The organism is Gordonia sp. CPCC 205515 (assembly GCF_048537925.1).
In the GTDB taxonomy this organism is placed as follows: domain Bacteria; phylum Actinomycetota; class Actinomycetes; order Mycobacteriales; family Mycobacteriaceae; genus Gordonia.
Window position 1 is genome coordinate 1 of sequence record NZ_JBCLVJ010000018.1, and the last position, 18,886, is coordinate 18,886.

Sequence of the window (18,886 nt, forward strand, 5' to 3'; positions counted from 1 at the left end):
ACCCCGGCCCCCCCCGCCCCGCTCTTCCCCGGGGCAGGCCGTCCCCTGCGCCGGGTCGGGTCGTGTGCGGTGTCAGCCGATCGCCACGCCGTGGCAGAACCGGTTGTCGGGGTCCAGCGACTGCTTGATCGCGGTCAACCGCCGCAGATGGTCGTCGCTGAAGGCACTGGCCGTCCGCGCCGACCGTTCGGCACCCTCGGTGAAGTTGAGATACGCGGCTCCGGTCACGTATGGCTCCAACGCTTTCCGGGTCAGTCGCTGTGCCGACTCGATGGCCAGGCCGACGTGCGGATCGGGAACCACCGAACCGATTTCCAGCAGGAACGTGCCACTGCGGCCCAGGTCGTTGGCGGCGTCGGCGGCGTTGCGGCCGATGGCACCGCCTGCGTGGCGGATCTCGCCGAACAGAATGAGCGGCATCGAGCCATCCGCGGGGATGATGCGGGAGGTCAGGATGTCGATCGCGGCGTCGGGCAGGTCGTCGAGCCATTCGGTGGTGACCATCGCCGGCATCGGGTCGGTCGGATCCATGCTGATCGCGTCGGCCGCGGCGAAGGGGAGTTCGGTCCACATGTCGAGCAGCGGTTCCTTCCAGGCGCGCCACTCGTCGACGACCGCCTTGCCGTCCTCCACGTCACCCGACCAGCAACCCCGGAACATCGTGAAACTCTTGCCGCGGAACGGCTCCGGCACCATGTCGAGGTCGGGGAAGTTCATCATGGAGACCGCCGAGGTGAGGTCCGCGGACTGCTGCGGGGCCCACTCGTTGAAGCGACGCAGGATGTCGCCGGCGTCCTCGGCAGGGTAGAACAGGTTGCCCGCGTACACCATCGCCACGGGAAACAGGTCGATCTCCATGTCGGTGACCACACCGATCGAGCCGACCCCACCACCTCGCAACGCCCAGAAGATCTCCGGATGACTGGTGGCACTGACATGCAACGGGGTGCCATCGGGTGTGACGAGGCCGAAGGACCGCACGGCATCCGAGGCCAGGCCGTATTTGCGTCCCAGCCAACCGAATCCGCCACCCAGCGTGTAGCCGACGGCGCCGACGTCGGTGCTGGACCCCAACAGCGGTGCGAGTCCGTGGTGTTGGGCCTGCTCGAGCACCGGTGCCCATTTGGCACCCGCCGCGATCCGCGCGGTGCGTCCGGCCGGGTCGATGGTGACCTCGGTCATCGCCGAGGTGTTGATCAGCAGGGCGCCGTTCACGTTGGGTCCCGGACCGTGGCCGGTGGCCTGCACAGCGACGCGCAACTCCGCGTCGGCGGCGAACCGGACGGCTTCGGTGACGTCGAACCGGTGGGCGGCGACGACGATGACGGCCGGTCGGTGATCGGTGAGCAGATTGAATCCGCTGCGCGCGGCGTCGTACCCGGAATCTGCCGGGGTGATGACGTCACCACTGATGCGGGTGCGGAGCGCGTCGATGGCGGTGGCGGGAATCAGGGGAGCGGACGAGATGGTCATCGGTGTTCCTCGGGTCGGCCGGATGTCCGGCGGGGGCCGGCGGGGGTGCCGGTTCGAGAACAACGGTCGCGCGCGGTCCTTGGGATGGGCTTGGGGTGCACTTGTCCGCCCGTTCCAAGTGAGTGGCGTTCAGCTGTCGCTAGCGGGATCCGTCGAGGTAATGGCCAGGCGCGCGGCGATGGCCGCGAGTTCTACCTCGTCGTCCCCGGCGGCCCGCGCCAGCGTCGCCGCGTCCGACAGTTGACGTTCGGCCAGGTCGAGATCGTAGTTGCGCAGCGCAATGTGCGCCGATTCGATCAGTGCACGGGCGGTGCGCTGTCGGTCGGCGAGCGGTCCCGCGGCCCACAGGTGCGCGGCGTACCGGGTGACCGCAGCCGGGGTTCGGCTGGTGGCGAGGCGTTCGGCGATCGCAAGGTGCAGCCGATAGGTGCGGGTCCGGGGGATGCGGTCGACGACCGCCTCGCGGATCAGGTCGTGGGAGAAGACGAACGCGAAGGGATCGTCGGCGTCGAGATCGATCACGCCGGCGACGGCGGCCGGGTCGAGGGCGTCGAGCGCGTCGTCCACCGGTATCCCCGCGACGTCGGCGAGCACTGCGATGTCCACCCGGCGACCGATCAGCGCGGCGGTGGCCAACAGTGCCGCTGTCGTGTCGGGCAGCGGATCCAGCCGCTTGCCGACGACGTCGCGGATGCCGGCGGGCACGGTTCCGTCGTCCACCGACCCTCGAGCGGCGAGAATCCGTGCCAGCTCTCGGACGAAGAACGCGTTGCCGCCGGAGCGCCGGACAATGGACGTGAGAGCATCGGCTGTCGGCGACTCCCGGGTCTCCCGACGCACCAGGGCGGCGATGTCGCTGTCGGACAACCCGCCCAACTCGATACGACGATGCTCGCCGAGACGCGCCACCGCGGCCAGCGCATTGGTGACCGCGGGGCGATGCGCCACCGACGAGCGCAGTGAGATGAAGAACGTGACACCCGGGGTGTGGCGAGAGGTCATGTGCGTCAACAGTTCCAGCGACGCATTGTCCGCCCACTGCAGATCGTCGAGCACGATGAGCAGCAGGTGCTGCTCGGCGACGCCGGCCAGGAGGTCTGCTGCCTGTCCGTAGAAGCGGAATCGTGCTGTCGCATCACGCATTTCCCGCGGCGGTGGGATCACGGTGGTGTCCTCGGTGACCATTCGGCCGAGTTCGCTGTCGAGGAGGCGGGCCCGGTGGTCGGGGTCGAGTTCGGGCAGCACCGCGCCGAGCACCTGCACCCACGGCCACATCGACGGCGCCGACCCGTCGTCCACGCATCGGCCCCACAGCACCTGCAGTCCGGCGATGTCTGCGGCACGGCGTGCGGCCTCGTCGAGCAGTGCGGTCTTTCCGGCGCCGGGTTCGCCCTCGACGACGACGATCTCGCCGGGGCCGTGCAGCGACGACAGTACGGCTCGATGGAGTGTGGCGAGCTCGTCGGTCCGTCCGATCAGCGACCGTTCCGTGTGCGGGGGTGTCACTTTCGGCTCGGTCTCGACAGGAGCGGGTGGCGGCATGTCGATCGCCTGCGCGGGAATGTCGAGGCTGGGCGAGTGCGCCAGGATGTCGCGCTCGAGCGCACGCAGCCGGGGTCCCGGGTCGACGCCGATCTCGGCGGCGAGGATGGCGCGCGCCTCGCCGATCGCGCTCAGCGCGTCGGACTGGCGGCCCAATCGGTAACGGGCGGTGGCGAGCAACACCCACAACCCTTCGTCGAGCGGCGACTGGCGCACGGCCAGTTCGAGTTCGGCCACCACCGCGCGGTGCTCACCGTTGTCGAGTCTGGCCTCGAAACTCAGCTTCCGGGCCTCGGTGATGAAACGTTCGAGATGGGCGGCCGCTTCGTCGCGGAATCCGAGTCCCTCGAACTCGGGGAGTAGCGGGCGGTAGGTGGCGAGTGCGGACTGCAGCAGCGCTGCGGCACCGGCCGCGTCACCGGCACGATGGGAGTCGTGGGCGCGATCGATAGCGGAGACGAGACGTCGGACATCGACCTGATCGGCGTCGGCCGCCAATACATACCCCGAGCCGCGGGTGAGCACCACGGTTGACGGGGTGCGCGGTCGGCGATCCGGCTCCAGTGCCTTCCGTAACCCCGAGATGTATGCCTGCACAGAGACTTCCGCGCGGTCCGGGGCAGACGTACCCCAGATGCCGTCGATCAGGCGGCCGGTGGTCACCGGATCGCCGTCGGCCAGAAGCAATTGACCGAGCACCGCGCGTTGTTTGCGCGTGCCGAGTTCGACGGTCTCGGAATCGATCTGCGCGCCGAGGCCGCCGAGGACCGTGAACTCGAGCCGGGCCACCCACGAAGTCTAGACGTTGTGCTCTCGCATGTGCGCGCTGCCGATTATCCTGGCCTCCATGACCGTGACATTGGGCATGATCACCGTGGACACCACCGGGCCGCTGCCACTCGCGACGTGGTGGGCGCAGCAGACCGGCGGCTCGATCATCGCGGAGAACGAGGGATTCTTTGTCGTGGTCTCGATCGGCGACGGTTCGCCGGTGCTGGGCTTCCAGCTCGTCGACGACCCGACCCCCGGCAAGAATCGCATCCACCTCGATCTCCACGCCGAGGACCTCGACGTCGAGGTGGCGCGGTTGATCGACGCCGGCGCGACCAAGATCGCCGATCACGAGATGCCGGGATTGTCCTGGGTGACGTTGGCCGACCCGGATGGCAATCAGTTCTGTGTCGCGCAAGCTAGTTCGCCGGATCAGAACTGACGCTCGGGGTGGGGTTCACGCGCGCGGAACTCGCCGGCTTCGACGGTGCCGAGGTCCCCGATCTCGTCGGCCCGGACTGTCGATTGCTGTTCGTGGGTATCAATCCGGGACTGTGGACCGCGGCCGTCGGCGCCCACTTCGCACGGCCCGGCAACCGGTTCTATCCCGCGCTCTACCAGGCCGGCATCACCGACCGACTCATCGACGCGTCGACGGGCATGCGCGAGGAGGATCGGGACCTGTTGATCGCCCGGGGCGTCGGGATCACCAACGTGGTGTCCCGGGCCTCGGCAACCGCCGCCGAGCTGTCCGCCGACGAATTGCGTGCTGGGGGAGTGCGATTGCGAGAGAGGGTGCGCGAGGTTGCGCCGAAGGTCGTGGCGGTCGCCGGAATCACGGCCTACCGCAAGGCATTCGGGCTCCCGAAGGCCGTCACCGGACCACAGGACGAGCGGTGGGACGGCGCGCAGGTGTGGGTGGTGCCCAACCCGAGCGGACTCAACGCGCACGAGACCGTCGGCAGTCTCGCCGAGTCCTACGCCGCCGCGGCGCACGCGGCGGGCGTTGTCTGATCAGACGTCCACGACTCACACATCCTCGGCGGCGATGACCCGCTGCCGCATCGACAACAGTTCCACCTCGGGGCGTCCCGCGGCGAACCGCTCGACCTCGGCGAGCACGTCGATCACGTGCGCCCGATCGGCGGCCACCACACTGACCCCGATGATCGAGCGGCGATGCACCTCGAGATGCCCCACCTCGGCCGCGGACACCGAATAGCGCCGTCGGGTCTCGGCGATGATCGGTCGGATCACCGACCGCTTCTGCTTGAGGGAGTGCACATCACCGAGCAGGTAATCGAACTCCACGAAACCGATCCACATCGTCGCACATGGTAGCCGGGTTGTGGGTCAGCGCGCGATCACTTTATTCGCCGCGGGTAGAGGCGTTGTGCGAGGGCCTTTTTCGCTGCGACCGCCTTCTCTCGGTCGTCGGCGGAGAATCCGCCGGCGTGCGGCCGCGCCGGGATCGCATCGGGGTCGTCGACGACGGTCCACCGTGAGCCGGCGTCGACGAGAGACTGGTGTTTGGTGGCGTAGTAGTCGGGTCGGCCGATCACCCCGATGCCCGAGTCCCCGGCGGCTCCCGCGATCAGGTGCGGGTGAAAGCGGGTGCTGATCCAGGTGCTGCCGCGGCCCACCGGCAGGCCGGAGCGCCAGATGTCGAGGAACGGGACGCGGGTGGCGCCGTCGAGACGATCGCCGAGCCGGGTCGGTACCTCGAGATCGGCACCCGGGATGGCCTCGACGACGGTGACCGCGCTGCCCGGTATCTCCCACGCGTCGAGGGTGGCGCCGACGAATCGGGTCAGGGCGTCGAGGCCGGTGGTGCCGAAGGCGGCGAAGTCGTCGGTCAGATCGGACTGGATGCAGAGAGTGACGCCGTCGGGGGTCGGTGTCTCGGTGCGCTCGAGGTCACGCAATACCTCGGGGACCGCGAGCCACGCGTCGTCGCCGGTCTGTCGGCGCCCGGCCAGTGAACCCAGCGCTTCGGCCGACGCGGCGTCGCGGACATCGAACACGGTGAACTCGGCGGCCGCCGCCAGCAGCGCGGTGCGTGCGGGTTCGTCGACCAGCGGGATGAGTCCCTGCCCGCTCGCGTACGCGGGAACCCCGGTGGTGCGCGCCAGTTCGGCGACCGCGACCACCAGCGAAACATGCTCGGGCCATACCTTGTTGACGTATCCGCCGCCGAGCAGATGTACCGACGACGCCCGCCGGAACACGTCGATCCCCTCGGACAGGCGGGGAGCGGGCCCGAAAGTGGTGGCCGCCCGGGCGACCCACTCCCACGGTGCGGCGGGGTCGGGGCCCTCGCTCAAGGTGTCGCCGTCACGTTCGGTGGCGGCATACAGCGCCAGTTGCCACAGGGTGTCGACGAAGACGACGTCGGGATGTGCGTCCCGCAACATCAGCGCGGCCTGGCCCGGGCTGTGGCAGTCGAGCACCACCAGGGCCCGCGGCCGGGAGCGCGCCAGATGCCGTAGCCAGGCACGGGCGATCAGTTCGTCGCCGTAGTTGGGATGCCCCGACGGCGCGATGAGATAGATGATCTCGTTGCGGCGGAGGCGATCGCGGACACGGGAGACGACGTCGGAACCGGGCAGTTGCACCTCGATGACTTTAGTGGTCGCTACCCAACAGCGAGCTGACGTGGTCGGGCACGTACTTCGACAGCGACCGCGGCGGCCGGTGATAGTTGCCGGTGTCGATCGGCTTCTTCGGCAACTCCACCTTGGGGCTGGGCACATCGTGATAGTCGATGGTGGACAACAGATGCGAGATCATGTTCAGGCGGGCGTGCTTCTTGATGTCGGATTCGACGACGAACCACGGGCTCATCGCGGTGTCGGTGTGCACCATCATCTCGTCCTTGGCCCGCGAATAGTCCTCCCACCGGTACACGGCCTCGAGGTCCATCGGGCTCAACTTCCACTGCCGCACAGGATCATTCATCCGCGAGCGAAACCGTTTGAGCTGCTCGTCGTCGGAGACCGAGAACCAGTACTTGCGCAGCAGGATGCCGTCGTCGATGAGCATCTGCTCGAAGATCGGTGTCTGCCGCAGGAATCGGGTGTGCTCCTCGGGGGTGCAGAAGCCCATGACCTTCTCCACTCCGGCACGGTTGTACCAGGATCGGTCGAACAGCACGATCTCGCCGGGGGCGGGCAATTGGGCCACATAGCGCTGGTAGTACCACTGGCCTTTCTCCCGATCGGTCGGTGCGGGCAGCGCCGCCACCCGGGAGACACGCGGGCTGAGATACTCGGTGATCCGCTTGATCGTGCCGCCCTTGCCGGCGGCGTCGCGGCCCTCGAAGATGACCACGACACGGGCGCCGGTGGTGCGCACCCATTCCTGCAGTTTCACCAGTTCGGTCTGCAGGCGAAAGAGCTCCGCCTCGTACACCTTGTTGGAGAGCTTTTCGGGCTTTGCGCCCTTCGACTTCTTGGTCATCCCAGGAGTTTACGACGCTGCGGGTCAGGCGGGCAGCAGATCCCGCACAGCCGCGATCTCGCCCGCGAGTTCGGCGGCCGAGGCATCGATCCGCTCGCGGGAGAAGTCGTTGATCTCCAGACCTTCGACGATTTCCCACCGGCCGCCGACCGCCCTGACCGGGAACGAGCTGACGATGCCTTCCGGGATGCCGTACACACCGGGCGAGGGCATCGCCGCCGACGTCCAATCACCATCCGGCGTACCGAGCACCCAGTCGTGGACGTGATCGATCGTCGCGCTGGCCGCCGACGCCGCCGACGACGCACCGCGGGCCTCGATGATCGCGGTACCACGGGTGGCCACCGTCGGGATGAAGTCGTCCACGAGCCAGGCGCGGTCCTCGGCGAACTCGGCGCCGCTGCGCCCGGCCACCCGGGCGTGGAAGATGTCCGGATACTGCGACGCGGAGTGGTTGCCCCACACCGACACTCGACTGATCTCCCGGGCCGGGACCTGGGCGTGCCGGGCCAACTGCGCGATGGCGCGGTTATGGTCGAGTCGGGTCAGGGCGGTGAACCGCTCCGGCGGGATGTCCGGTGCGTGCGCTGCGGCGATCGCCGCGTTGGTGTTGGCCGGATTGCCCACCACGATCACCCGCAGCGACTCGGCGGCCACCTCGTTGAGCACCGCACCCTGCTCGGCAAAGATCGCCGCGTTGGCCTGCAACAGATCTGCGCGCTCCATGCCCTTGCTGCGCGGTTTGGACCCGATCAGCAGGGCGAAATCGGTGCCGTCGAACGCGGCGCGCGGGTCGTCGAAGATGTTCACCGAATCGAGTTGCTCGAAGGCACCGTCGTCGAGTTCCATCGCGGTGCCCACTGCGGCCGAGACCGCATGCGGCAGTTCGAGAAGTCGTAGCGCGACGGGCTGATCGTGGCCCAGCATGGCGCCCGCGGCAATCCGGAACAGGGCGGCGTACCCGATGTGGCCGGCGGCACCGGTGACGGTGACCACCGACGGGGTGAGCGATGACATGAAATCCCTTCGCGTCGTGTGCTGCTCGAGTGTGGGACGGCGCTCAGCGCCGGATGAGGATGACCGTCTGGCGTGGGCTCGACAGGATCAGCACGGGACCGGCGGCACGCCAGGTCAAGGGCACCGACGTGAACGAGGCGAGCCAGCGGTCGGCGCCCGCGCGCGGACCGGGGCACGCCATCATCGTCGAGACAAGTTGTCCGATGCGCAGCTGGTCGCCGGCCATCGATGCCGTCCCGGCGTGCTGGTTGCAGCCGGCGTTCAACCCGATCCGGCCGCGTGGACCGAAGGCGACGACCAGCTTCTGGCCACCCGGTATCGTGCCGCCGATGACCGCGACCGACTCGTAGGTCTGACCGGTGAAGCCGTCGATCGCGTTGGGCGTCCGATGCGGCGGTACCGGCGCCGGCTTCAGATTCGGTGGCGGCACCGGTGTGGGCGCGGCCGCGGCGGCCCCCACACCCAGCACCGACATCGCGACTGCGCACACCCCGACGGCGGCCGAGGTCAGACGGTGGTCGAGCCGGGTCATGACCGCTCCTTTGCGACAACACTCTCGTTGGTCGGACACGTCCGCTGCAGGGAACCGCGCTGCACGAGAACACGGTAATCGACGGACGGGCCGCACGACGGACGATCGTCGGCATGGCACCACCGGCGAGGAGTGAGCATCATCACGGGCTCGCCGGCGGCAGCGGCGTGGGCGTCTCGGTGGAGCTGTCGGACCCGCCGCGTACCGTGGACGGCGACATCGGGGTCGCCGGCGACGGCGAACGGCACCCGTGCCGTGGCTCCGACCAGTACCGACGCCTGCAGCAGGCACGAGTCAGGAGAAGTTTTCGGTGGGAAAGCTGTCGAACAGTATGTGGCGGTTGCTGGGTTCCCAGTCGTCGCGCAATCAGTCGAAGTCCGTCGCGCTGATCAAGGAGACCGACGCGCACGCGGCCTGGGCCGCCGAGCTCGACGACGATGCGTTCGCCGCGGCGGCGCAGAAACTCGACACCGCGTCGAACAAGGACGACCGGGCGAAGTTCCTGGCCCTGGCCCGCGAGGCAGCCGACCGCACGCTGGACATGCGCGCGTTCGATGTCCAGCTCCAGGGTGCGTTACGCCTGCTCGAGGGCGACATCGTGGAAATGGCCACCGGTGAGGGCAAGACGCTGGCCGGCGCCATCGCCGCCATCGGGTACGTGCTGCAGGGACATCGGGTGCACGTCATCTCGGTCAACGACTATCTCGCCGTCCGTGACGCCGAATGGATGGCCCCGCTGTTCGCCGCGTTCGGCATCGTCGCCAAGGCGGTGTCGGAACGCTCCGACACCGAGGAACGCAAGGCCGCCTACGCCGCCGACATCACCTACGGCTCGGTCAACGAGATCGGCTTCGACGTCCTGCGTGACCAGCTCGTGCAGTCCGCCGACAACCTGGTGTCGCCGAAGCCGGACGTGGCGATCATCGACGAGGCCGACTCGGTGCTCGTCGACGAGGCACTGGTGCCGCTGGTGCTCGCCGGATCCACCGAGACCGAGGTACCCGACGCGGCGATCCACGATGTGGTCGCCCGGATGAAGACCAAGCACTACGACGTCGACGCCGAAGGCCGCAACGTCACCCTCACCGACGAGGGCGCGACGTTCGTGGAGGCCGAACTCGGCGGCATCAACCTCTACGACGAGGACCACGTCGGTACCACCCTCGTGCATGTCAACGTCGCGATGCACGCGCAGTACCTGCTCGAACGCGACATCCACTACATCGTCCGCGACGGCGGTGTGCAACTGATCAACGCCTCGCGCGGCCGGGTGGCGCAGATGCAGCGCTGGCCGGACGGTGTCCAGGCGGCCGTCGAGATCAAAGAGGGCCTGCCCCAGACGGATTCGGGCGAGGTCATCGACACCATCACGGTGCAGGCGCTGATCGGTCGCTACCCCAAGGTGTGCGGCATGACCGGTACCGCACTGGCCGCGGGCGAACAGTTCCGCCAGTTCTATGACCTGCTGGTCTCGCAGATCCCGCCCAACACCGCCAACGTCCGGGTCGACGAGGCCGACCGTGTCTACGACACCAAGGCCAACAAGGTCGAGGCCGTCGTCGACTACGTCAAGGAGGTGCACGAGACGGGGCAGCCGATTCTGATCGGCACCCACGACGTCGCCGAATCCGAAGAGCTCGCGTACTTCCTGGAGAAGGCCGGGGTCACCCCGGTGGTGCTCAACGCGAAGAACGACGCCGAAGAAGCCAAGATCATCGCCGAGGCGGGCACGCGCGGCGCGGTCACCGTCTCCACCCAGATGGCCGGTCGCGGTACCGACATCAAGCTGGGCGGATCGTCGGGCGACGACGCCGCGCGCGAGGAGATCGTCGAACTCGGTGGCCTGTGCGTGGTCGGTACCGGCCGCTACGACACCGAACGCCTCGACAACCAGCTCCGCGGTCGCGCCGGCCGACAGGGCGATCCCGGACGGTCGGTGTTCTTCTCCAGCCTCGAGGACCCCGTCGTCACCAAGAACCTGGCGTTCAAACGCGACCCGGTCTCACAGTCCGAGGACGGTTCGATGGGCGCCAAGGGCGTCGACCTGATCGAGCAGGCCCAGCGCATCGCCGAAGGCGTCATGCTCGAACTGCACGCCAACACCTGGCGCTACAACGAGATGGTCAACCAGCAGCGCGACATCGTCGTCAAGCGTCGGATGGAGATCCTGACCACCGACGTCGCGCTCGACGAACTCGCTGCCGAAGAACCGGACCGGTATGCCGAGCTCACCGGCACCGCGACCCCCGATCCCGCGGCCACCCAGTCCGACGCCGAGAGCAACCAGTCTGACGCCGAGAGCAACCAGTCTGACGCCGAGAGCAACCAGTCTGACGCCGAGAGCAACCAGTCTGACGCCGAGAGCACCTCCGAGTCGGTCCCGGCCGTCACCGAGCCCGTCGACAAAGAGGTGCTTGCGCAGGCGGCGCGCGAGATCATGCTCTTTCATCTCGACCGCGCGTGGGCCGATCACCTCGCCTTCGTCTCCGACGCCCGCGCCAGCATCCACCTGCGGTCGATCGGCAAGGAGAGCCCCCTCGATGAGTTCCACAAGCTGATCCTCGAGGAGTTCGCCCAACTGCCGGGTGACGCGGTGACCAACGCGCGCAAGACCTTCCGCGAGGCGACCATCACCAACGACGGCGTCGACCTGGGCACCGCCGATCTGCACCGGTCGACGACCACGTGGACCTACATGGTGCACGACAACCTGTTCTCCTCTGGCGGGTCGAAGACACTGCAGGGCATCATCGGCATCTTCCGGTGACCGGAAGCCCGATGCCCGAGAGCACCGACGACCGCGCGGGCACCGACGACGGCGGGAACCTCCCGTCGCCGTCGAATCGGATCCTCACCGTGCCCAACGCGCTGAGCGTGCTGCGGCTGGCGCTGATCCCGGTCTTCGTCTGGTTGCTGCTGGTCGAAGAGGCCTATGCGTGGGCGTTCTGGATCCTGATGTTCTCCGGCTTCTCCGATTGGGCCGACGGCAAACTGGCGCGTCTGCTCAATCAGTACTCGCGGATCGGGGAGTTGCTCGATCCGCTCGCCGACCGGCTCTACATCGTGATCATCCCGATCGCGTTCGGCATCGAAGGCTTCGTGCCGTGGTGGCTGATCGCCATCATCATCGGGCGCGACGTCGCGTTGTTCGCGATGGGGCCGCTGCTGCGGTCGCGGGGCCTGCTGGCGTTGCCGACGCTCTACATCGGGAAGGCGGCCACCTTCGCCTTGATGAGCGCCTTCCCGTGGCTCCTTGCCGGACAACTGGATTCGGTGGTCGGGACGGTGTGCTATCCGATCGGCTGGGCGTTCATGATCTGGGGCGTCGGCCTGTATCTGTGGTCGTTCGTGCTGTACGCGTATCAGACGGTTCTGGTGCTTGTTCGGCTACCACCACGTACGGCGTCGTCCGGCCACATAAATTAATCTCTGCGGGGGTCCCAGCCCGCTGACCAAAGGAAACGAGAGGTACGCCCGTGACCGAGACCAATGTGCCCGCAGCCCTGCGCTATACGCCCGAACACGAGTGGGTGGAGAAGACCGGCCCGGCCACCGCCCGGGTGGGTATCACCGATTTCGCCCAGGATGCGCTCGGCGATGTGGTGTTCGTGCAGCTGCCCGACGTCGATGCCGCGGTCACCGTCGGCGATTCGTTCGCCGAGGTGGAGTCCACCAAGAGTGTCTCGGACATCTACGGCCCTCTCGAGGGCGCCGTCTCGGCGGTGAACGGCGACCTGGAAGCCCAACCGGACCTGGTCAACTCCGACCCCTACGGAGCGGGCTGGCTGGTCGAGATCACCGTCGCCGACGAAGCGACGCTCGATGCCGCGCTCGCGGACATGCTCGACGCCGACGGCTACCGCGAGGTCACCGAATCCTGACCGATTTCCGGTCACGAGCCGGCAACGCCCGCCGATAAGACCCCGGACGGTGAAATCCGGTGACTATGATCATTCCTGCGGTGTCGAGGTCGACACGACCGCCCGCCGGGTGGGGACCACACGGTACGGTTTAGTTCAGCACAACCGGTTCCGACCGAGATTTCGGTGAACCGGATGCCGTGAAGGCACAAGACGATGCACCGATCATCGCGTGGTTGGCGATGCGGACCAGTGGCCGCCGCGGGACACGCGGCGGCGGGGGTGCCAGAGATCGACCGGCACCGAGACAGACGAAGGAGAAGTGGTGAGCGATAACGACAAGGATCTCGAGGCGCCGGTGGAGACCACCTCGGTGTTCCGTGAGGAGTTCATCAGTGAACTCGACGGCGGGACCACCACCTCGAGTGAACCCGCCGACACCGGGGTCGAACGGCTTTCCCCCGGAACGGCGTTGCTTGTCGTCAAGCGTGGCCCCAACGCGGGCTCGCGTTTCCTGCTCGACCAGCCGACCACGTCGGCCGGCCGGCACCCCGACAGCGACATCTTCCTCGACGATGTGACGGTCAGCCGTCGCCACGCCGAGTTCCGGCTCGCCGACAACGACTTCCAGGTCGTCGACGTGGGCAGCCTCAACGGCACCTATGTCAACCGGGAACCGGTGGACACCGCGCAGTTGAGCAACGGCGACGAGGTGCAGATCGGCAAGTTCCGACTGGTATTCCTCAGCGGCCCGCGCGACGGCCAGTAGGCGCCGGACCCCGTGACGGCGTCGTCGGCGAGTCAGCACGGCGAAGGATCGATGTCGATTGGCTCGGTCCTGGCATTGTTGCGCGAGGATTTTCCGGATGTGACCATCTCGAAGATCCGTTTCCTGGAGGCCGAGGGTCTGATCACCCCGGAGCGGGCGCCGTCGGGTTACCGTCGGTTCAGTTCGGCCGACGTCGAGCGGTTGCGCTTTGTGCTGACCGCCCAGCGCGACCGGTACCTGCCGCTCAAGGTGATCAAGGAGCAGTTGGACTCCATCGATTCCGGTGACGGTGGTGCGGGTGCCGGCGGCACCAGGCTGATCAGTTCGGCGCGCAGTGCGGTGGCGCCGGCGACCGACTTCGGCACTCGTGGCGGGCGGGTCTCGCGCGAGGCGCTCATCGAACGCACCGGCGTCGACTCGGCATTCGTCGTCGAACTCCAGCGCAACGGTCTGCTGATCCCGGGGCCGGCTGGCTTCTTCGACGAGGATGCGGTCCGGCTCGTGGAGGCGGCTGCGGCCCTGGCCAATTACGGTGTCGAGACCCGGCACCTGCGTGCGTTCAAGGTGTCCGCCGACCGGGAGGCCGGTCTGGTCGCCCAGATCGCGAGTCCGATCGCCAAGGGCAAGGGGACCGGTGCGCGTGACCGTGCCGAAGAACTGGTCCGGGAGATCGCGGCGCTGTCGGTGACGTTGCACACCCAGCTCGTCAAGGCCGCCGTGCGCGGCGTTCTGGACTGAACCAGGGTCGGCGAGGCCGACCGCGCAGGACCGCCGTCGGCGCCCCTTGCGGTGTAGCGTCGTTGACAGAAAAGAACCACCGGGCGATCACGAGGAAAGCGGGTGTTGCATGGGCGAGATGCGAGTGGTGGGCATTCGGGTCGAGCCGCCGCAGAGTCAACCGGTGCTCCTGCTGCGCGAGGTCGATGGGGAACGCTATCTCCCCATCTGGATCGGACAGAGTGAGGCGGCGTCGATTGCGTTGCGGCAGAAAGGCATCGAGCCGCCGCGCCCGTTGACCCACGATCTGATCGTCAACCTGATCACCGAGTTCGGGAAAACCCTCACCGAAGTCCGGATCGTGGACATGCAGGAGGGCACGTTCTACGCCGAGATGGTGTTTGCGGGGGATCTGCGGGTGTCGGCCCGACCGTCGGACTCGATTGCCGTCGCGATGCGTGCCGAGGTACCGATCATCGCCGACGAGGAGGTCCTCGCGGAGGCCGGTCTGTTGATCCCGGACGAAGAGGGCGACGAGGGGAAACCCGCCGACGCCAAAGAGGACGAGGTCGAGAAGTTCAAGGAGTTCCTCGACAACGTGTCACCCGACGATTTCAAGGCCAGCGGCGGCGCGTAGTCGCTCACCGGGTAACGGTACGGACACCGCCCGGTCACGTATTGCTAGATCTCAAGTCGAGGTTGAGGCTTTACCGCGAGTCGCGTTGATTTGGCACCCCGCGCCGACCTACCGTGCAACACGTCGGTCGGATTTCTCCGGCGACACAGGATGATCGTTCGTCAGGCGCGTACTGTTGAGACAGTTCGCCGGGGTCCCTGGACCCCGGAACACCGTCTGCCGAGCCGATCCAGGCGTTGCGAGGGAGTCTGTAGTGGGCGATCAGCCGTTCGACGACGAAGTGGCGTCACCGACATCCGAGGCGCACGACGTGCCCGCGGATGCACCGAGTGGCCGCCAGACCCCGACGCAGGGGAGTCTCGACGACATCGCACCCGGACTGTTCCCGAACGACACCGTGCCCGACGAGCTGATCGGCTACCGGGTGCCCAGCGCCTGCCAGATCGCCGGCATCACTTATCGCCAACTCGACTATTGGGCCCGTACCTCGCTGGTCGTGCCGTCCATCCGCGGTGCCGCGGGGTCGGGCAGCCAGCGTCTGTACTCGTTCAAGGACATCCTGGTCCTCAAGATCGTCAAGCGACTGCTCGACACCGGTATCTCGCTGCAGAACATCCGGGTCGCCGTCGATCACCTGCGTCAGCGCGGCGTCGAGGACCTCGCGCGGATCACCCTCTTCTCCGACGGCACCACCGTCTACGAGTGCACCTCCGCCGAAGAGGTCGTCGACCTGCTGCAGGGCGGCCAGGGCGTGTTCGGCATCGCGGTCAGCGGCGCCATGCGCGAGCTGACCGGCACCATCGCCGACTTCCCCGGGGAACGCGCCGACGGCGGCATCACCGAGACCGCTCCGGAGGATGAGCTCGCCGCGCGGCGCAAGAACCGCGCACGGCGTACCGGGTAGTACACTGGCGACGCGTCGCGACGTCACGGGAGAGAGTCACCGATTCGGGTTCACGGTGACCGCCGAAGGAGCAACACCTCCTCGTCAAACTCTCAGGCACCCAGGACCGTGGTGTTTGTCGGCGTCTCTGGAAAGTGATCGGGGTGACCCGGTCCGCCCACGGTGAAAGGTCGCTCGCATCGGTGCGTCGACTGAATCTCTCAGGCGTCAGCGGTCCACACCGACCTCCGACATGACAGAGGGGGAGGGCCAGACCGCCGAGAGGTAACCGTCATGCCCACCGCCCCGGATTCCGCAGCGTCCGCTTCCGCCGCCTTCGTCGACCGGCACGTCGGACCCGACGCCGACGAGACCTCGCGGATTCTCGCCGCGATCGGCGTCGAATCGCTCGACGAACTCGCCGCGCGCGTCGTGCCGGCGGTGATCGCCGACAGCCCCGACGACAACGGCCTGCAGGCCCTGCCCCCAGCACTCGACGAGCAGCAGGTCCACGACCGACTCAGCGACCTGGCCGGCCGAAATGTCGTCGCCCGCTCGATGATCGGCCTCGGCTACTACGACACGTTCACCCCGCCGGTGATCGTGCGCAACGTCGTGGAGAATCCCGCCTGGTACACCGCCTACACCCCGTATCAGCCGGAGATCAGCCAGGGACGCCTCGAAGCCCTGCTCAACTTCCAGACCATGGTCGCCGACCTCACCGCGATGGAGGTCGCCGGCGCATCCATGCTCGACGAGGCGACCGCCGCCGCCGAGGCGATGACGCTGATGCGGCGGGCCGGCAAATCCAAGTCACCGCGCATCGTCGTCGACGCCGACGTGTTCCCCCAGACCCGCGCCGTCATCGAGACCCGGGCCGAACCGCTCGGTATCGAGGTGGTCGAGGCACGCCTACATCCCGGAATGCCCGGCTGCGGGTTGCCCGACGGGGAGTTCTTCGGCGTCATCCTGCAGGTGCCCGGCGCCTCGGGACGCATTCTCGACGCCGCGCCCATCGTCGAGGCCGCCCACGCGCGTGGCGCGCTGGTGGCCGTCGGCGCCGACCTGCTCGCCCTGACCCTGATCACCCCGCCCGGCGAACAGGGCGCCGACGTCTGCTTCGGCACCACCCAACGCTTCGGGGTGCCCATGGGCTTCGGCGGCCCGCACGCCGGTTATCTGTCGGTGCACGCCACGTACGCGCGTCAACTGCCCGGGCGTCTCGTCGGGGTGTCCAAGGACGCCGACGGCAACCTCGCCTACCGGCTGGCGCTGCAGACGCGCGAGCAGCACATCCGCCGGGAGAAGGCGACCAGCAACATCTGCACCGCGCAGGTGCTGCTGGCGATCGTCGCCGCGATGTACGCGTCGTATCACGGACCCGAGGGCCTGCGTGCCATCGCCCGTCGGGTCCACGAGCGGGCGGCCCTGCTCGCCGACAGCCTGACCGCCGCCGGGTTCTCGGTGTCGTCGTCGACCTTCTTCGACACCATCGAGGTCCACGTCCCCGGTCGCGCGACCGACGTCGTCGGCAACGCGAAGCTCGAGAACATCAACCTGCGTCGGGTCGACGACGACACGGTCAGCATCGCCTGCGACGAGACGACCAGTGTCGCCGAGATCACCGCTGTGCTGCGTGCCTTCAGCGCGGAAGGCGTGGCGCCCAAGGCCTTTGCGCAGCCCATCGAGAATCGCACCAGCGAGTACCTGACGCATCCGGCGTTCCACCGCTACCGCACCGAGACCGCGATGCTGCGGTACCTGCGCGCGTTGTCGGACAAGGACATTGCGCTCGACCGCAGCATGATCCCGCTCGGCTCGTGCACCATGAAGCTCAACGCGACCGCGGAGATGGAACCCATCACCTGGCCCGGATTCGCGCGGCTGCACCCGTTCGCGCCGACCGCCGACACCGTGGGTATCCGTGAGCTGATCGGGGAGCTCGAGGACTGGCTCGTCGCCATCACCGGGTACGACCGGGTCAGCTTGCAGCCCAACGCCGGATCGCAGGGGGAGTTCGCCGGGCTGCTGGCGATCCGCCGCTATCACCTCGGCCGCGGCGACGACCATCGCGAGATCTGCCTCATCCCGTCGAGCGCGCACGGCACCAACGCCGCCTCGGCGGTGATGGCCGGCATGCGCGTCGTCGTGGTGGCCTGCCGGGAGAACGGCGACGTCGATGTCGACGACCTGCGTGCCAAGGTCGAGAAGCATCGAGATGCGTTGGCCGCCATCATGATCACCTACCCGTCGACCCACGGCGTGTTCGAGCATGACATCGAGGACATCTGCGCGGCGGTGCACGACGCGGGCGGTCAGGTCTACGTCGACGGTGCGAACCTCAATGCGCTGGTCGGGGTGGCGCGTCCGGGCCGCTTCGGCGGCGACGTGAGCCACCTCAACCTGCACAAGACCTTCTGCATCCCGCACGGCGGTGGTGGACCCGGTGTCGGTCCGGTCGCGGTGCGCGAGCACCTCGCGCCGTATCTGCCCGGACACCCGCTGGATCCCGAACTGCCCGACGCGGGTACGGTCGCCGCTGCGCCGTACGGCTCGGCGTCGATCCTGCCGATCACCTACGCCTACATCGCGATGATGGGCGCCGATGGCTTGCGGCGCGCGACATTGACCGCGATCGCATCCGCCAACTACATCGCCCGTCGCCTCGGCGATCGGTATCCGGTTTTGTACACAGGCGATGGGGGCTGGGTCGCGCACGAGTGCATTCTCGATCTGCGGGGGTTGACCAAGGCGACCGGCGTCACTGTCGACGACGTTGCGAAACGCTTGGCCGACTATGGTTTTCACGCTCCGACGATGAGCTTCCCGGTGGCCGGCACCCTGATGGTCGAACCCACCGAGAGCGAGAATCTCGACGAGATCGACGCCTTCTGCGACGCGATGATCGCGATCCGCGACGAGATCGACAAGGTCGCCGCCGGTGACTGGCCGGTCGAGGACAACCCGCTGCGCGGCGCTCCGCACACCGCGGAGGCCCTCGTCGCCGAGTGGGATCACCCGTATTCGCGGGAGGTCGCGGTCTACCCGAACGGACTGCCGTCGGCCGGTGGCCGGACCAAGGTGTGGCCCGCGGTGCGCCGCATCGACGGCACCTTCGGCGACCGCAACCTCGTCTGTAGCTGCCCGCCGATCGAGGCGTTCAGCAGCTGAGGGGGCTTCGTGATGCGTCGGGCTCGCTTCGCTCGTCGCTCCTCAGCCATCGAGG

Annotated in this window: 17 protein-coding genes and 1 riboswitch; of the genes, 10 read left to right on the plus strand and 7 right to left on the minus strand. The window is 67.8% G+C overall.

Annotated elements, in window-relative coordinates; translation table 11 throughout:
- Nucleotides 1-72 precede the first annotated feature (72 nt).
- Nucleotides 73-1,473 (minus strand): FAD-binding protein, encoded by a 1,401-nt coding sequence (locus tag AAFP30_RS23800; protein ID WP_419232513.1) that lies wholly within the window; start codon nucleotides 1,471-1,473, stop codon nucleotides 73-75.
- 129 nt (nucleotides 1,474-1,602) lie between these two features.
- Complete coding sequence (locus tag AAFP30_RS23805) at nucleotides 1,603-3,804, minus strand: BTAD domain-containing putative transcriptional regulator (protein WP_419232514.1); 2,202 nt, start codon at nucleotides 3,802-3,804, stop codon at nucleotides 1,603-1,605.
- A 58-nt stretch (nucleotides 3,805-3,862) separates the two neighbouring features.
- Here AAFP30_RS23805 and AAFP30_RS23810 point away from each other — a divergent pair, with 58 nt between their 5' ends.
- Complete coding sequence (locus AAFP30_RS23810; protein ID WP_419232515.1) at nucleotides 3,863-4,228, plus strand: VOC family protein; 366 nt, start codon at nucleotides 3,863-3,865, stop codon at nucleotides 4,226-4,228.
- Between the two features lie 8 nt (nucleotides 4,229-4,236).
- A complete protein-coding gene (locus AAFP30_RS23815; RefSeq protein WP_419232516.1) occupies nucleotides 4,237-4,800 on the plus strand; it encodes a mismatch-specific DNA-glycosylase in 564 nt (187 codons plus the stop codon).
- Between the two features lie 15 nt (nucleotides 4,801-4,815).
- On the opposite strand, the gene AAFP30_RS23820 is transcribed toward AAFP30_RS23815, so the two are convergent.
- Genes AAFP30_RS23820 through AAFP30_RS23840 form a run of 5 tightly spaced genes read right to left on the minus strand, consistent with a single transcriptional unit; the run spans nucleotide 4,816 to nucleotide 8,794 of the window.
- Nucleotides 4,816-5,112, minus strand: coding sequence for a DUF503 domain-containing protein (locus AAFP30_RS23820; RefSeq protein ID WP_419232517.1), 297 nt, complete (start codon nucleotides 5,110-5,112; stop codon nucleotides 4,816-4,818).
- 38 nt (nucleotides 5,113-5,150) lie between these two features.
- Complete coding sequence (locus AAFP30_RS23825; protein WP_419232518.1) at nucleotides 5,151-6,401, minus strand: polysaccharide pyruvyl transferase family protein; 1,251 nt, start codon at nucleotides 6,399-6,401, stop codon at nucleotides 5,151-5,153.
- A 10-nt stretch (nucleotides 6,402-6,411) separates the two neighbouring features.
- Nucleotides 6,412-7,245 carry a polyphosphate kinase 2 gene (gene ppk2 / locus AAFP30_RS23830; RefSeq protein ID WP_419232519.1) on the minus strand — a complete coding sequence of 278 codons (834 nt, stop codon included), beginning with the start codon at nucleotides 7,243-7,245 and terminating at the stop codon, nucleotides 6,412-6,414.
- A 24-nt stretch (nucleotides 7,246-7,269) separates the two neighbouring features.
- Nucleotides 7,270-8,262, minus strand: a complete 993-nt coding sequence (locus AAFP30_RS23835; RefSeq protein ID WP_419232520.1) for a malate dehydrogenase — start codon at nucleotides 8,260-8,262, stop codon at nucleotides 7,270-7,272.
- Between the two features lie 43 nt (nucleotides 8,263-8,305).
- Nucleotides 8,306-8,794 carry an META domain-containing protein gene (locus AAFP30_RS23840; RefSeq protein WP_419232521.1) on the minus strand — a complete coding sequence of 163 codons (489 nt, stop codon included), beginning with the start codon at nucleotides 8,792-8,794 and terminating at the stop codon, nucleotides 8,306-8,308.
- A 310-nt stretch (nucleotides 8,795-9,104) separates the two neighbouring features.
- On the opposite strand from AAFP30_RS23840, the gene secA2 reads away from it, so the two are divergent.
- The 8 genes from secA2 to gcvP all read left to right on the plus strand — a co-directional run bounded on the left by secA2 (nucleotide 9,105) and on the right by gcvP (nucleotide 18,831).
- Nucleotides 9,105-11,561, plus strand: a complete 2,457-nt coding sequence (secA2, locus tag AAFP30_RS23845; RefSeq protein ID WP_419232522.1) for an accessory Sec system translocase SecA2 — start codon at nucleotides 9,105-9,107, stop codon at nucleotides 11,559-11,561.
- An 11-nt stretch (nucleotides 11,562-11,572) separates the two neighbouring features.
- Nucleotides 11,573-12,220 carry a CDP-alcohol phosphatidyltransferase family protein gene (locus AAFP30_RS23850; RefSeq protein ID WP_419232523.1) on the plus strand — a complete coding sequence of 216 codons (648 nt, stop codon included), beginning with the start codon at nucleotides 11,573-11,575 and terminating at the stop codon, nucleotides 12,218-12,220.
- A 50-nt stretch (nucleotides 12,221-12,270) separates the two neighbouring features.
- Nucleotides 12,271-12,675: a glycine cleavage system protein GcvH gene (gene gcvH, locus AAFP30_RS23855; RefSeq protein ID WP_419232524.1), complete on the plus strand. Its 405-nt coding sequence runs from the start codon at nucleotides 12,271-12,273 to the stop codon at nucleotides 12,673-12,675.
- 301 nt (nucleotides 12,676-12,976) lie between these two features.
- Nucleotides 12,977-13,423 (plus strand): glycogen accumulation regulator GarA, encoded by a 447-nt coding sequence (gene garA / locus AAFP30_RS23860; RefSeq protein WP_419232525.1) that lies wholly within the window; start codon nucleotides 12,977-12,979, stop codon nucleotides 13,421-13,423.
- A gap of 51 nt (nucleotides 13,424-13,474) precedes the next feature.
- Entirely contained in the window at nucleotides 13,475-14,161 is a 687-nt protein-coding gene (locus AAFP30_RS23865) for a MerR family transcriptional regulator (protein ID WP_419232526.1), read from the plus strand.
- A gap of 109 nt (nucleotides 14,162-14,270) precedes the next feature.
- A complete protein-coding gene (locus AAFP30_RS23870; protein WP_419232527.1) occupies nucleotides 14,271-14,777 on the plus strand; it encodes a bifunctional nuclease family protein in 507 nt (168 codons plus the stop codon).
- Nucleotides 14,778-15,030: 253 nt separating this feature from the next.
- Nucleotides 15,031-15,681, plus strand: coding sequence for a MerR family transcriptional regulator (locus tag AAFP30_RS23875; protein ID WP_419232528.1), 651 nt, complete (start codon nucleotides 15,031-15,033; stop codon nucleotides 15,679-15,681).
- Nucleotides 15,682-15,697: 16 nt separating this feature from the next.
- Nucleotides 15,698-15,800: riboswitch (glycine riboswitch) on the plus strand.
- Nucleotides 15,801-15,954: 154 nt separating this feature from the next.
- Nucleotides 15,955-18,831, plus strand: coding sequence for an aminomethyl-transferring glycine dehydrogenase (gene gcvP / locus AAFP30_RS23880; protein ID WP_419232529.1), 2,877 nt, complete (start codon nucleotides 15,955-15,957; stop codon nucleotides 18,829-18,831).
- The last annotated feature ends 55 nt before the right edge of the window (nucleotides 18,832-18,886 follow it).